Below are 16,194 nucleotides of genomic sequence, written 5' to 3' on the forward strand. Positions count from 1 at the left end.
GCCGCCCAACAACTGCGGGAATTCAGGGCTTCTTGCGGTCCACTTTCAGGCCCAGCCGCGCTCGATCACGCTGGATGCGTTGCTGCTTGCGCCTGTTCTCGCGCTCGACGACTTTGCGCTTGGTGTAGCCGGACCAATCCGCCCATGCCCACCAGCCGGCAGTGAGTGCAAATGGCACGGCAATCCACCACCACGACCACTGCGCGATCGGCCCAATGGCGAAATACTTCAACGCGAGAAAAAGCAATGACAGGCCGAGCAGATACATGGGCAGAGTCTCCGGAATCCATCGAAGGGCGGGGGCTGTAGCATCGTTGCCGATGCCCGAGCCAGAGCGCTTGCGCGGCTCCAGCGGCCAAGCGTTGTTTCATTATTTTACATATTTACACTGATCCAGTGCGGGGCAAATGCATGCTGCGTCATACGCCCGGCGCATTGCTGACCCTGGCGCTCCCCCTGAACACCGTGCCGCGCGCGTCGGCGCACGCGTGCGCGGCCGGACGATGGCCGCGGTAGCGAGCAGTCGGCGTGCACATGTTCTCAGCGCTCGCGCAAATGCGAGACGTCGCAGGCATGTTCCATTGGCGCGGGAAAACGCCAACCACAGGCGCGCTGCGCACCAGAGGGTGCATGCATTGTCGGCTATATTCAGGAGCGCCCGCGTTGGCTGTGTGATGGCGCATGCGGCGCGTGATTTCAGACCAAGGAGACCTGCCATGAAAGTCGCCGACATCCTCAGAGTTAAAGGCAACACGCTCTATACCATCCGTGCGGATGAGCCGCTGATGCGTGCCATTGAAACCATGGCCGAGCGTGACATCGGCTCTCTCGTGGTTGTCGAACATGGCGAGGTCGTGGGCATTCTGACGTTTCGCGAAGTCATTCTGGCCGTGGTCAAGCACCGCTCGCAGCTGGAGAATGTGACCGTGCGCGCCCACATGGATGACGCGCCGATGAGCTGCACGCGCGAGACTTCGTTGGATGAGGTGCGCCGCATGATGCTCGATCGCCATGCCCGCTACATGCCGGTGATCGATAACCGGGTATTGATGGGTGTCATCAGCTTCTACGACGTTGCCAAGGCGGTGGTCGATAGTCAGAACCTGGAAAACAAGCTGCTCAAAGCCTATATCCGCGACTGGCCCGATGACGCAACCGAGAGCAATGGCTGAGGCGGCGAACCTGCCGCTGGCGCTGGTGCGTCAGCGGGCTGGTTGATACGGGAAGGCAGGCGTTTGCCTTGCCCCATTGCGAGCGGAGGTGGACCGTCAGCGATCCGGAGCGGGGTATTCGACGCTGGTAATCAGCAGATGCTGAGGCCCCGCTGGCGTGTGCAGCGTGACTTCATCATCCACCCTGGCCTTGAGCAGGGCGCGCGCTACAGGGGCAATCCAGCTGATGCGGTGGTTGAGACTGTCCGCCTCGTCGATGCCGACAATGGTGATGCGGTGGGGCGTGCCATCATCGGTTTCGTACGCTACCGTTGCGCCGAAGAACACCTGGTCGCTGCCGTAATGCACGGAGGCGTCGACGACCTCGGCGATTTCGAGCCGCTTGGTGAGAAAGCGCACGCGCCGATCGATCTCGCGCAGACGCTTCTTGCCGTAGAGGTAGTCGCCGTTTTCCGAGCGGTCCCCGTTCTTGGCAGCCCAATGCACGGTCTCGACGATCTTCGGACGTTCGACCTCCAGCAACTGTTTGAGCTCAGCCTGTAACTGCGCATAGCCAGCCGGCGTGATGTAGTTCTTGCTGCCCTTGGGGATGGCCGCGGCAGCAGGCTCCAGATCATCGTCGGCATCACCGGCATCTTCCTTGACAAACGCTTTGTTCATGGCCCCGATCATACAAAGAGGCAAACGTCTTGACGCGGGCGTCATCCGCCCGTGATGTGCTCACAAAGAATGATTGCGCCGATGCCCATCAGCACGACACCACCCAGCATCTCGGCCTTGCGGCCAAACCGTGCGCCTACGCGATGCCCGGCGAGAATGCCCAGCGTCACCATGGCACCGGTGCACAGGCCAATGACGATACAGACCTGCAGGATCGAGACATCGACAAATGCCAGGCCCACGCCCACTGCCAGTGCGTCAATGCTGGTTGCCAGCCCCGTCAGCGCCACGGCCAGCCAGGTGCGTAGGGTATTGTCGGACTGAAGCACAGGCAAGGCGTCATCTCCCGCCGTCTCGGCTTTCGGCGCGTCATCGCTGCGCGCCTGCATGATGCTGTGCATGCCCAGGCCAACCAGCATGGCAAACGCGACCCAATGGTCGTAACGCGCAATGGCCGCAGCGGCAAAAGAGCCCAGCCACCAGCCGATGGCGGGCGTGAGCGCTTCGATCGTACCGAACATTAGTCCGATGGCCAGTGCCTGAGACAGACGAGGCTTGACGAGTGCCGTACCCTTGGCGATGGCCGCGGCAAACGCATCGGTGGACATGGCCATGCCCAACAGGAAAACCGAAAAAGGATTCATTGCAACCAAGATCCATGCTGGCGGAACAACACACGCATTTGCGGCCAGCCGTGGAACGCCCGGCATGCAGTTCGTTGCCGGTTGAATCCGGCAGCCTGCACAGGGGCACTCCGTTGCGCAAAAGCGTGCATTGGTCTCGCCGACCGCATGGCGGTTGCCTGTACCATGGCCTAGGGCCAAGCATGTTGATGCAGGCGCCTTGCACCGCTGATCACAGGGCAAGGCAGGCTACTCCCCAATGGAGAAGCCGCGATTCTAAGGACATGCCGCCTATGTCCAAGGTGCAGACCATGGTATTGCTGCGTGAATACTTTGCGGTAGAAAGTATGCATGCATTAGTAACCTGTTTACGATCTACTTGTAACGCAGGCCATTTGCCTGACTGCGCGTTGCATGGGAAGATCATCCACGGGGTGTTTAGCAAGGAGACCGTTTACTATGTCCGTAATCGAATCGCTCAAGCGCACCTTTGCGCCTACGGGGACTCTGCGTGCGTCCATCAACCTGGGCAACGCGGTTCTTGCGGGGCGCGATCCGATCACCGGGGCAGCGGTGGGAGTGTCGGTGGATCTCGCGAATGCGCTGGCGGAGCGTCTGGGGCTACCCCTGGACCTGGTGACCTGGGAGACCGCCGCGCAGTCCGTCGAGGCAGTGGTTGCCGGGCAGGCCGATTTCGGCTTTTTTGCCATCGATCCCAAGCGCGGTGAGCAGATCGCATTCACCCCGCCCTATGTCCTGATCGAGGGCAGCTACCTGGTACGCGAGAATGCACCGCTGCATAGCAATGACGAGGTGGATCGCGCCGGCATCACAATCACGGTCGGGCAGGGTAGCGCCTATGACCTGTATCTAAGTCGCACGCTCAAGCAGGCAACCATTGCCCGCGCACCTAGTTCACCGGCCGTGGTTGAATACTTCCTGCAGCATGGTCACGATGCGGCTGCCGGCGTGCGACCTCAGATTGCGGCGGAAGCTGCGCGATTGGGCGGGCTGCGCCTGCTGCCCGGGCGTTTCATGGTCATCCGGCAGGCCATGGGATTGCGGCGCGACCGTGGCATGGAGGCTGCGGCATTCTTGTCGCAATTCGTCGAGGACATGAAGGCCTGCGGCATGGTGGACGCTGCCCTGCAGCGCCACCGCATCACAGGCGCGGAAGTGGCTCCGGCTGGCGAGTAAAGCCAGGGAGCTGGTCCGCGCGGTAGCGTCACTGCGCGCAGGCCTGCCGCACCGCATGTTCCCAAGCCTGCATCAGCTCTGCTGCGCGCTGTGATGGCATGGTGGGAAGATACTGGCGGCCCGCCTGCCACAGACTGGTCAGCTCATCCGTGCCGCTGTAGAGCCCGCAGCCCAGACCTGCTAGCCAGGCTGCACCCGCGGCGGTGGTTTCAACGATCTTCGGACGCAACACGGGAACTCCCAGCAGATCGGCCTGGAACTGCATCAGCAGGTCATTGACGCTGGCGCCGCCATCGACACGCAGCTGTGATACGGGCACGGCACCAGCAGCTGACGCATCGCGGCGCATCGCCTGCAAAAGGGCTGCGCTCTGGTAGGCAATGCTCTCCAGCGCAGCACGGGCAATGTGGGCAACGCTGGTGCCGCGCGTGATGCCGGTAATGGTGCCGCGCGCATCCGGTTGCCAGTACGGTGCGCCAAGGCCGGTGAAGGCGGGCACGAACTGCACGCCACCGCTGTCCGGCACGGTCTCGGCAAGGTGCTGGACCTCGCTGCTGCTGCTGATAGCGTTGAGCCCATCGCGCAGCCACTGCACTACGGCGCCGGCAACGAAGACGCTGCCCTCCAGCGCAAACTGCGGTTGTTCGTTCGGCTGGGCGGCACTTGTGGTCACCAGCCCGTTGCCAGAGACCTGGAAGTCACCACCGGTGTGCATCAGCATGAAGCACCCTGTGCCATAAGTGTTCTTGGTCATGCCGCCTTCAAAGCACGCCTGCCCGAACAAGGCGGCCTGCTGATCCCCTGCGACACCGGTAATGGGCAGCGCCTCACCCAGCCATTGCGCGTCAACCTGACCGAATTGCGCAGCCGAGGGTAGCACCTGGGGAAGCACCGATGCGGGAATGCAAAACAGCGCCAGAAGCTCCTCATCCCAGGCATTGCGCCGCACGTCAAACAGCATGGTACGGGCGGCATTGCTGACGTCGGTGACGTGTGCGGCACCACGCGTGAGATTCCAGATCAGCCATGAATCCACCGTACCAAATGCCAGTTCGCCACGTTCAGCCTGCGCGCGCGCACCGGGAATGTTGTCCAGCAGCCATTGCAGCTTGGTGGCGGAAAAGTATGCATCCACACGCAACCCCGTCTTCTGCTGAATCAACGATTCCGCAGGGGTGTCGCGCAGTGCTGCACACGCGGGCTCAGCGCGTCTGTCTTGCCAGACGAGGGCGTGGTGCAGCGGTTTGCCAGTCCTGCGATGCCACAGCACCGTGGTCTCGCGTTGGTTGGTGATACCCACGGCGCGAATCTGCGAGGCCGAGATTCCGGCCTTCTTGAGTGCCTGCCGCGCGGTAGCCAGCTGCGATCGCCAGATCAGCAGGGGATCATGCTCAATCCATCCCGGGCGGGGATAGATCTGCGGCAACTCCTGCTGCGCCATGGCGCAAATGCGGCTTTTGGCGTCGAACACGATGCTGCGGGAGCTGGACGTGCCTTGATCGAGGGCGAGAAGGTAGGTATTCATGGGCAGACCTGAACGTATCGAGACAAGGATTAGATGCGTCGGAGGCCGGGCCAAATGGCGGAACTACAACACAACAATGTTCCTCGCACGTGCTGCGCAGACACCACTTCGCCTAGACCGCCTCCTCCTGGCAGTGCGGATCGCCGCCGAATGCGACTCCCAAATTGTGAGGACATGGTGAATAGATAAATCACATTATTTAAATAATGTGCGGGAATATATATGGTAACCGCGTAAATAACTACGCGGCCCTTTCAGGCAGGCATAGGGAAATTTTTTGAGGCGGAACGATCGCTTTGCTGCTTTGGCTGGCAATGGTGATGGGTGCCACTTTAGAAGTCCATGAAGCCATGCGTAGAAGGCTTGGAGTGCGAATGCATGGGCGTAGCTTGCGTCAGCCGGGATTCCCCTCTCCGAGAAGACAGGTAAGCGGTCACTTGCACTGCTGCGCTTCTGGAGGTGACGGGGTCACTGGGGCCATCGAACACCGAATCCCGAATCCCGAAGTTAAAAATTGTCTCCAAGGCAAGAGGTCGCCGCGCAAGACTGTTTCGTATGCGCTAGAATCAAATGATTTGTTGCAAAATATTGCAAATTTTCATACGTGGGGCTCCGTTAAATGTCAATGGCACAAGTAATACGCAAGTCTGACCGTTCTATCGCTGAGTTGGCGACAGAAAATATTGGACTTGATGCGGCTTCGGTGGTTAAGCTCGCCGTCGGCCCTGAGCTCGTCGAGCGCTTCGAGCGATCTGGTGACAACCTTGTTGTGGTTCTCAAAAGTGGCGATCGCATAGTCATTCGCAACTTCTTCGTTCTCAATGATGACGGGGAACGTAGCGAGATCGTCCTGGAGGATCAGGATGGCGTGTTGTGGTGGGGCCAGTACACCAGCCCTTGGTCGGAGTTCCATTTTGCTGAAATCCAGCTGGCGGAGCCATGGGTGGTGGTGCCTCCTCCCGACTCCCATTGGGCGGGGTGGTTGTTGCCAGTGCTGGGGTTGATCGGGGCAGGAGCAGCCGTTGCCTCAGGCGGAGGCGGGGATCGCAACAGTGCTCCCCTCGCGCCGGACTACAGGCATGTCATTGAGGAGGATACCTTTGTCTCGGGCAGGGTTGTAGGCAGTGATGCGGATGGCGATGCTTTGACCTATCGGAAAGGCAGTGACCCTGCGCATGGCACGTTGGTGGTCAATCCGGATGGCAGCTATACCTACACGCCAGATCCCGACTACAACGGGCCCGACAGTTTCACGGTCATTGCCGATGACGGCAACGGCGGCACAGCCACAAGTACAGTGACCATTGACGTGACGCCCGTCAACGATGCGCCGGAGGCGGTCGGCACGCTTGATGATCTGAATGGCGAAGATGCCCAGAGTGGCATCAGCGTAGACGTGTCAAGTGGCTTCCGCGACGTGGACGGCGATGCATTGCGCTACACCGCCACCGGCCTGCCGCCGGGGTTGAGCATCGACCCGGAGACGGGCGTGATCAGCGGCACGATCGACAACTCGGCCAGCGTGGATGGCCCATACGCCGTGGTGGTGACGGCCACCGATCCGAGCGGCGAGAGCGCCACGCAGACCTTTGAATGGGTAGTGACCAACCCGGCGCCGGTGGGGGCGGATGACGCGATCAGCGGCTTGGAAGACAGCGTCATCACCGGCAACGTGCTGACCAATGACACCGACCCGGATGGCGACACCATGACGGTGACGCAGTTCGTGGTGGGCGGCACGACCTATACCGTGCCAGCGGGCGGCAGTGCCACCGCGTCCTTGGCGGAAGGTGTGCTGGAGATGGGCAGCGACGGCGGCTACACCTTCACCCCGGCAGTGAACTGGAACGGCACCGTGCCAACAGTCAGCTACACCGTCAGCGATGGTGAAGGTGGCAGCGACAGCGCCAATCTTGTGATTACCGTGACTCCGGATGCGCCTCCGAGCATTGTTTCGAACGACGCCAATGGCGGTACCGATAGCCCCAGCGACCCGCTGATCGAGCAGGGCGACATCACCGTTCACGAAAAAGGCCTGAAGGATACCAGCGGCACGCACAGCGCGACCGGCACCCTCACCCTCACTGCCGGGGACGGCGTGGAATCCGTCACCATCGGCAATAGGCTCATTTCCCTGGCTGAACTGGAGAATGCAAGCACCACGCCGGTGGACATCTTCACGCCAAATGGCAAGTTGACCATCACCGGCTACACGCCCAATGGGACCGACTTCAATGGCGTTTCCACCGGTGGCACCATCAACTACACCTACACCCTGACCAGTGCCCCCCAGAACACGGCCGCCAATCCTGACAACCTGATAGAGGAAGTCGCGATTGCGATCAAGGATGCAGGCGGATCCACAGTCAGCGGCGGCCCGATCCAGATCAACATCATTGACGACGTGCCAGTGGCGACCAATCTGAACGGCGGCACGCTGACCGAGGATGACGTCGAGACCACGCTGAACGGCAACGTTGCCACTGCCACCGGCAACAGCTTCGGGGCCGATGACCAAGCCAGCAGCAACTATGTGAGCTGGGGCACGGTTGTGGCCAAAAAGGGCAGTAGCGCGGTTGATCTGTCCGACTATGGCGTGCTGAGCCAGAATGCGGACGGTAGCTGGTCGTTCGTGCTGGATAACAGCAAGGCCGCCACCCAGGCGCTGACGGCGACGGACACGATCACCGTAACGCTGCCGTACACCTTGACGGACAAGGACGGCGACCCGGCCACGGCCAATGTCAGCTTCACGATCAAGGGTGCGGATGATGCGGCTTCGGTGGTGGTGCCGAGCAACAACGTCAATGTGTACGAGTCTGGCTTGGACTCCGGTGGCTCGGAGGCAGCTACCGACAAGGAAACGGCCACGGGCAGCTTCAATGTGACGGCCAGTGATGGTGTTGCAAGCGTGACCATCGGTACGCAAACCCATACCCAAACCTATGCCTTGGCGGACTGGCTGAACAAGACCATCGAGACCGACAAGGGTGTCTTTACGATCAAGGACGTTACCCCGGCGTCTGACGGAAAGAGCGCCAGCTTCACCTACAGCTATACGCTGTCAGAAAAGCAGAAGCACCCGGTCGGCGACGGCAACAACACGCTGACGGACTCGGTCACCGTGAAGGTTGACGGCATTGGCGGCAGCTCAAACAGTGCCGACCTGACAGTCACCATCGTTGACGATGTGCCTGTGACAGCTAACGACGCGGGCAACGTGACGGAGGGCGCGACCCTGAACGTGACTGCCGCCGAAGGCGTACTCAAGAACGACCTATCCGGTGCCGACGGCTGGGCCAGCGGTGGTGGTGTCGTCGGAGCAGTGAAGGGCAGCGGTGGAACGACAAACGAGAACCTGACATCGGGCCAGGTCGTCGTCACGGGCGACTATGGCATTCTGACATTGAATGCCGACGGCAGCTACACCTACAAATCTACAGCGAACGCGATAACGGCGGATGCACAAGATGTGTTCACCTACACGGTGAAGGATGGCGACGGGGACCTGAAGACCGCGACGCTGACGATCAACGTGGCTAATGTGGCTGGACAAGGGTTGAGCTTGACCGGCTCGGTTGACGAAGCCGGATTGCCAGCGGGCACGGACCCCGGCAATGGTCACACCATCACGGCAGAGCTGACCGGCCTGAGTGCAGGTTGGGTGCCAACGGGAACGCTGAGTGGCAACACGACCAATGGGGCTTGGAGCGTTTTCGAAGAGGCCGGCACCTGGAAATACAGGTTCACCTTGACGTCCCCGACCAAGGATGTGGATGGCGTGGACGAAACCAATACCTTCAGTTTTGAAACTGTCGATGACAATGGCAACAAGGTGACCAACACCGTGACCATCACCATCATCGATGACGAACCGGAGATTACCGTCACGGCAGACGCCTCCAACATTGGCGCGCTGACAGTCAAAGATGCCGAAACCATTGGTAGTGCCACCAGTACCGCTGAAGCGAACTTCGCCGGGGCATTTACGCGGACGATTGATTATGGGGCGGACGGCGTTGGCACAGAGCCACGCTGGACTTACGGACTCGTCGTAGAAGATACTGCTTCCGGCCTCAAGAGTGGTGGCGTGAATATCGAGCTGTCCTTGGAAAGCAACGGTCAGGTAGTTGGTAAGGCGGGCACCGCTACAGTTTTCACGCTGAGTGTGGATGGCGATGGCAAGGTTACCCTTGTGCAGTCCTTGCCGATCGACCATCCCACCACCGATCCGTCTGAGACGCTGCAGCTGCCGACAGGCAAAGTGTTCCTGTCCGGTACTGCCAGCATGACCGACGGGGATGGCGATCAGGCCAGCGACACCAAGACCATTGATCTGGGTAGCAAGATTGTCTTTACTGATGCGGGTCCAAGCATTGATTCCCCCGCAGATGCGGAGGTGGAGGAAAAAAACCTGAGCAATGGTACCGATCCAGACAGCGATGCCTTGACCAAGACCGGCTCACTTGCAATCAATTTTGGCGCTGACGGAGCCGGAGACGTCCGATTCACCGAGGGTGGTAGCGGTACGGAAACCACCATCGGCAAGCTGCTGGCTAAGGAACTGACCTCGGGTGGTACTGCCTTGCAGTATGCATTGAGCGACAACGGCCATACCTTGACCGCCTACAAGGGCACGGGCCGGGCTGACGCCGACAAGGTCTTCACTGTCTCCATCACCAACCCATCTGCAGCCAATGCCGGTTATCGCTTCACCTTGCACAAGGCACTGGATAATCCGCAGGGCGCTGATCTGACTCCCGACTTCTTGTTCCGAGTGGTCGACCGCGATGGTGATTGGACGGAGAGCGACTTCACCGTCACGGTCAAGGACGATTCGCCCTCTACCACACTCACCAAGGAGGTGAACGAGGACAGCTCGGTCAGTTTCTACACTTCGGCCGATGGCACCAATGCAAACATCAAGATAAATGGTGACGATGGCACTACTGCGCCCGCTTACGGCACGGTCAGCGTAGATTCCAACGGCCAGATTACCTACACGCCAAAGCCCAACTACAGTGGGGCGGACAGCTTTACCTACAAGACGGTGGCTGACGATGGCTCTGAGGTCACCACGACTGTCAACATCACAGTGCACCCGGTGGCGGATGCGCCAGACATGGATGGTGACGGTGCGAGCACGGGGGGCAACGTCACGTTGACAGCGGTCTCGGTCAATGAAGACGAGATCGTTTCCTTGGGCTTAAAGGCACCACGGGTGACGGACGCAATCGATCAGAATGACGCCAGTAGCACTGCGGGTGGAAGCAATTTGCCCGGAGACGCACCTGAGCGTCTGGGGCTGATCACACTGAAACTCACCGGTGACAGCGTAAACGGCGCCAAACTGACCGCTGCTGTCGATGGGACCAGCCCCGCGGTTGACCTCACTTATGGCGCCGACCCGATCAAGATCTGGCTGTCCGATGTGGATCGTCCGATTGATCTGGATACGACTGGTGCCGTGTCCATGACCAAAGCGCAGTTCGAGGCCTTGCAATTGCAGGCGCCAGCGAACAGCCACTACAACATCACGGTGACGGCGACGGCCACCAGCTACGAAGTGGACGATGATGGCAAGATTGCCGTAGTGGACGGTGTGGCTGTCCCGCCGGCCACCGCTACAGCAACAGTTGTCGTGGACGTGCGTGCGGTGACTGACAAGCCGACGTTGACGCTGGAAGCCCCGGCTGACGCGACCACGATAGGGGCGGTCACGCTGACCGTTACCGATGCCGTCAGCGGTGGGGCCAACGCCAAGATCACCGCAGCAATCAACGAAGATGCAACGCTGAATCTGCGGCAGGTGCTCAAGGAAGCATTTGTCGATGCCGATGGCAGTGAGCAGTTCTGGTACACCATCAGCGGCCTGCCGCAGGGTACCGAAGTGCATATCAATGGCAACAGTTATACGGCTGATGCATCTGGCAAAGTAGAGATGCCTACCGTTCGCTACATGACCGTGAATGCGCCCGACCTCAACCCGGCGTTCACCATCAAGCCGCCCGCGAACTATTCCAACAGCGCCCCGATCAACGCGACCATTACTTTGCACGTCAAGGATCGCGACAGCGATTCCACCGCTGCGAATCCGGCCACTGAATCGGTCAGTGTGGATCTGGAGCTGCGCGTGTACGCGATTCCGGATGATGTCAATCTGCCTAATCCAGCGGCGACACCGGAAGACAGTACCGTCGCCTTCCTTGCCGGCCTGTCCTTGAAGGACACCGATGGTAGCGAAAGCATCACTCAGATCCGCATTCCTAGCCTGCCAACGGAAGGCGGCACATGGGTGCTGCGTGACCACGATGGAAATTCGATCTCCATCCCTGAGGGCGGCAGGACTTTTATCATCGGCGATGGAAGTGCTGAAACGTATACGCTCGATCAGGTGAGGGCATTCACCTTGCAGCCACCCGCACACAGCTCGCTGGATGGCAACCTCAAGGTCGTCGTCACCACCACGGAAACGGCAGCGGATACCCAGTCAGGTAGCGCCTTGTCAGCAGATTTCGAGCATGACATCAAGATCACCGTCACCCCGGTGGCCGAGAAGATTGGCGATATTCCAGGCGATGGCGATACGGATGGTGATGGCACTGCCGACCTTGCCATGCACGGCAATGAAACTTATGCCGGAATAGCAGGCAAGGAAGACGAATGGTTCGCTCTGGGGACCCGTTACGACGATGCCGCCAACACAAGTGGTGGCAAGAACCTGGCGGATGGCTGGAGCAATGAGGATGCTGACGAATTCATTTTCGCCGCGCTAACGCCGAAGTTCGCGGATCGCTACCAGCCGCCGCACGGCGACACCTTGGATGGATCCTTGTTCCGCTACCACAACGGAAACGACTGGATCACACAAGAGTACAAGGGAACCGCTGTATGGGTACCCTATATGTATCTGGATACACTGCAGTTCAAGCCAGCACCTGACGTGTCCGGTGAGTTCGAGATCGAAATGCAGGCGGTGACTGTCGATTACGACGATGACTCGCCGGATCAAAACGATCCGAATATTCCAGCGCAGTGGCCGAATGAGCCGACGGTGCCGATTGCCAATAACCCGGCGGCGGGTGTCAGTGTTGAAGTATCTGGCATGTCAAAGCTGACCGGCATCGTCATCGATGGCGTCCCGGACGAGACGACCATGCACGTCAGGGGCAAGGTCCACGGTAAGGAAGATGAATCCATTCCTCTGTCGATTACCGCGACAAGTTCGGATCCGTCCGAGACGGTCACAGTGGTGATCAAGGATATCCCGGTGGGGGCGACGATCCATTACGGAAATGGCAAGACCTTCGAGGCAGAGAGCGGCAAGACCACATTGACCATCGAAGATTTCAATGGTCTGATCAATGCCGAAAACAAGGGGCCGGTCAGTATCACGCCACCGTCGCAGTGGAGTGGAACCTTCGATCTAGAAATTGAAGCGAAGTCCGTCGACGGCGGTGTTGTGGCCACGGATCCGAAAGACATTGCCATACGTACCGTCACCGTGGATGTGGTGGCCGTGGCCGACGAGGTGACGTTCGATGTCTATCCGGTGAGTACGGATGACAATCAGACGCCCAACGTGGTCATCCCCGAAAACTATCTGGACGCCAATCCCGGTGTTGCGTTTAGCCAGCTCGTGGATGTGGCTTCCATCAAGACTGACGATACGGCCAATCCTGACGGTAATGACGGATCCGAAGTGCTGAGTTTGCGTGTGACTGGTCTGGGCGAAGGATTTGCGCTGGTGGGTGGCACGCTGATCAGTGGCGATGCGACCGGTACGGACCGAATCTGGTCGCTGTCCAGCAGTCAGTGGGGCACTGCCAAGATTCTCACGCCTGCGCATTTCAGCGGTGAAGTGACCTTCCAGGTCAGTGGCGTCAGCACCGAGCAGGGTGATCTGGGCGGTGACTCGAAAACATGGCCGTCTCAGGATGTCAGTTTCAAGGTCAGCCCTTCGGTTGACGCGACTGCCACGACCAATAATTCCGAGCTGGTGGAAGATGTTCGCAGTGCGCTGGGTCTGCAGATCCAGCACCATGGCGATACGGACGAGCGTCTGGGCACGGTCTGGATCCGCGCCGATCAGATCAGCGTGACTGGCAAGTACACGCTGTACTTGAATGACGAAACGCTCGACAGCTTGCCGAAAGAAACGATTGACGGTGTCGAATATGTCAGGATTGAGGAAAATCAGGTTGCTGATTTGCAGGTCCAAGGTTATGAGAATCTGAGCGGTGATTTGGGGAAATTCAATTTCCTCTATCAAGTGATTGACGATCACTTTGGTCAACAGGATGTCTCCTCCGTGGTGGGAGCCGATATCCAGCGAAAGGCGGGGGAGTTTTCCCTGCGTGCGGCTGCTGTGACCGATGACATCGCGCTGGAAATTGGTGCAATCAATCCCGAGAATGCCCAGGGGGTGACCAACGACAATGGCGTCGTTACAGTGAGCGAATTCGATCAGTCCTTCACGGTCAACCTGCAGGTGGATTCGCAGGACCAGGATGGCAGCGAGCACGTCGTGCGCGTGATCATTGAAGGTGTTCCTGCTGGCGTGATCGTGGAAGGGGCGGAGCGAATTGGCTCCGAGTCATGGTTGCTCATTCGCGACGATGCGATTGGTGAAAGCGGGGCAGGTATTCCGGTGAAGTTCCTGGTTTCCGGTGATGCTCACGGGGTGGAGCAGCAGATCACCATGAAGGTGCAGGTCAAGGATTACGGTGATCTTGACAACGTGCCTTACGAGCTGAACGACCCCGACCGCAAGGAAAAGCAAGTCACCTGGACATTGAAGACGACCTTTGATGAGCCATCGGGATATCTGCCTGCATCGATTGAGGAATGGAGCTACAACGGCGAATCCATCAGCGAGGATGCACCGTTCACGTTGGACCATATCATTGATGCGCAGGTCGAGATTGTCACGCCGGACCAGCCCAACACCTTCACGGTTACGCTGACTGACCTGCCTGAGGGCGCCGTGGTGACAGGCATGACCCTGACCAATGTGGATGGCAAGCCGACCTGGAGTAGGGTGGTTACGGTGGCTGCGGGTACAGACAGCGCTGCCGCCAATGCGGCGTTGGAGAATGTCCTCAAAGGCATCACCATAACCCCTCCGCCCAACAGCAACGACAACAATGCGCCTGGTGGGCTTAACTTCAACGCTACGCTGAGCGCCTCGGCCGGCGGGACTAGCGCTTCTGAAACCATTCCGAAAACGGAGCTGGTGGTGCCGGTGACTCCGGTGACCGACCCGGCAGTGGTTACCGTGGCGGCCGGCGAAATCGACGAGAATCCAACGGCCGGTGCCACGATCCCGGTAACTATCACTGTGACCAACCCGGCCGATGGCGAACATGCCACGCTGGTGGACGATATTCTGTACGTCAAGGTCAATGCCTCGGGTGACAATGCTGGCGGGACATTGACGTTGGTCGGTAGCAGCGATCCCCTGACCTTAATTGAAACGGGACCGCACGCCGGCTATTACGCTGTCTCTCCAGTATCGGTCGGCTCGCCCATAGAGCTGGAGTACACGTTGCCAAATGGTGCTCACCCTGGCAGCGTCAGTTTCGAGGCCTATGTCGAAACTGTGGAGGCCAATGCGCCTGATTCCACTCCCATCAAGGGGACGGGCAATGGCACCGCCACCATCGAAGTCGTCAACAATGGTGTTACTGTCGATCCAGCATTGCCCGTAGCGGGCAGCGAGTTGGCAACAGGCTATGAACCGGACAGCCGTGCGCTCGTTAATGCCATTGAATTGCCTGCTTTCGGTACGGCATTGGTAGACAACGATGGCTCGGAAGCCATTAATGCCGTCATGCTGGCAGGGGTGCCAGAAGGCTTTCTTGTGTATGTCAACGGCACATTGGCGCTGAACGCTGGCGGGGCTGGTGGCCTCAATACCTGGGTACTCGCCGATGGTCCCTTGGAATCGACAGACAAAGTCGCAATACTGCCGCCCACCTATTGGAGTGGTGAGGTGACAGGGCTGAAATTGCTGGTGGAATCGGGCGAGAGTTCACTGAGCGACAAGCGTACGGATTCGTTCGAATTGGGAGAGTTGGTGGTGAATCCTGTGGCCAATGGACTGCGCATTGCGCCAACGCCATCGCTGGGCACCGAGGGACAGATCATCGCATTGAACCTCAATGCCGCCATGGACGACCCGGCGCAAGTCTCTGCCGGTGTTGAAGACGCCAGCCAGGAAACCACCACGGTGCAGCTGACCGGGCTGGGCAAGCATGCGTCGTTCTACGTGGGAAGCACGTTGGTGGAGGCGTCCTATGATGCTGATACCGACACCTACACCATTGCCGGCCTGACCCAGGACCAGTTGGGCGACCTGGGCTTCAAGCAGGCCAAGTCCGCATTGGTGGATCAGGATGGCAATGCCAACGGCATTCAGATCGGCGTGGAAGCCTGGACGGTGGAAAGCGGTGCGCCGACCGCGCAATCGGCGCATGTCAGCGACACCATCACCCTGAACATTTCCAACCAGGTAGCTACCAGTGGCAACGATACGCTGCTGTGGACTGGCGAGGCCATTGATGGTGGTGCCGGCACGGACGTGGTGCAGTTGCGTTATGGCGAGAGCCTGACGGGTGATGAACTGGCTGCCAAGCTGGACAACATCGAGGTGCTGGATCTGTCGGTGGACGGTGAGAACAGCATCACTGATCTAACCCCGGAGCAGGTCAAGGCTATCCTCGGAGACAGTTCGGACACCACCTTGGTCATCCAAGGTACCGACGAGGATGAGGTGACGCTGGCAGGCGGCTGGACCGCGGAAGGGTCTACGAGCGACGGTTACATCGTCTATGCAGCGACCATCGAGTCTACGGAGTACCTGCTGCACGTCCACTCGGACATCAAGAATGCAGATGACCTGCTGCAACCTTAAACGACCGTTATGAAAACCACGATGCCCTCGCGCGCAAGCGCGGGGCATCGTGAGGGTCCGTATGGGGTTTGTATCGGAATTGCGCCATGGGTTGCAGACACC

The 16,194-nt window shown here is 59.4% G+C and carries 7 protein-coding genes and 1 riboswitch; of the genes, 3 read left to right on the forward strand and 4 right to left on the reverse strand.

Features of this window, described 5'->3' with window-relative positions:
* Positions 1-22: 22 nt before the first annotated feature.
* Positions 23-268, reverse strand: coding sequence for a TIGR04438 family Trp-rich protein (locus AAV94_RS06405; protein ID WP_046741507.1), 246 nt, complete (start codon positions 266-268; stop codon positions 23-25).
* Between the two features lie 448 nt (positions 269-716).
* Between AAV94_RS06405 and AAV94_RS06410 the strand changes: the two genes are divergently transcribed.
* Positions 717-1,172, forward strand: coding sequence for a CBS domain-containing protein (locus AAV94_RS06410; RefSeq protein WP_046741508.1), 456 nt, complete (start codon positions 717-719; stop codon positions 1,170-1,172).
* A 96-nt stretch (positions 1,173-1,268) separates the two neighbouring features.
* Here the strand turns inward: AAV94_RS06410 and greB are convergent, their stop codons facing one another.
* Both greB and AAV94_RS06420 read right to left on the reverse strand, forming a co-directional pair.
* Entirely contained in the window at positions 1,269-1,832 is a 564-nt protein-coding gene (gene greB, locus AAV94_RS06415) for a transcription elongation factor GreB (RefSeq protein WP_046741592.1), read from the reverse strand.
* A gap of 41 nt (positions 1,833-1,873) precedes the next feature.
* Positions 1,874-2,476 carry a manganese efflux pump MntP gene (locus AAV94_RS06420; RefSeq protein ID WP_046741509.1) on the reverse strand — a complete coding sequence of 201 codons (603 nt, stop codon included), beginning with the start codon at positions 2,474-2,476 and terminating at the stop codon, positions 1,874-1,876.
* An 84-nt stretch (positions 2,477-2,560) separates the two neighbouring features.
* A riboswitch (yybP-ykoY riboswitch) is annotated at positions 2,561-2,717 on the reverse strand.
* A 197-nt stretch (positions 2,718-2,914) separates the two neighbouring features.
* Here AAV94_RS06420 and AAV94_RS06425 point away from each other — a divergent pair.
* Positions 2,915-3,652, forward strand: a complete 738-nt coding sequence (locus AAV94_RS06425) for a transporter substrate-binding domain-containing protein (protein ID WP_046741510.1) — start codon at positions 2,915-2,917, stop codon at positions 3,650-3,652.
* Between the two features lie 28 nt (positions 3,653-3,680).
* On the opposite strand, the gene glpK is transcribed toward AAV94_RS06425, so the two are convergent.
* Positions 3,681-5,177, reverse strand: coding sequence for a glycerol kinase GlpK (glpK, locus tag AAV94_RS06430; RefSeq protein ID WP_046741511.1), 1,497 nt, complete (start codon positions 5,175-5,177; stop codon positions 3,681-3,683).
* 619 nt (positions 5,178-5,796) lie between these two features.
* On the opposite strand from glpK, the gene AAV94_RS06440 reads away from it, so the two are divergent.
* Positions 5,797-16,092 (forward strand): Ig-like domain-containing protein, encoded by a 10,296-nt coding sequence (locus AAV94_RS06440; protein ID WP_084824788.1) that lies wholly within the window; start codon positions 5,797-5,799, stop codon positions 16,090-16,092.
* The last annotated feature ends 102 nt before the right edge of the window (positions 16,093-16,194 follow it).

It is taken from the genome of Lampropedia cohaerens, assembly GCF_001005215.1.
Lineage (GTDB): Bacteria > Pseudomonadota > Gammaproteobacteria > Burkholderiales > Burkholderiaceae_C > Lampropedia > Lampropedia cohaerens.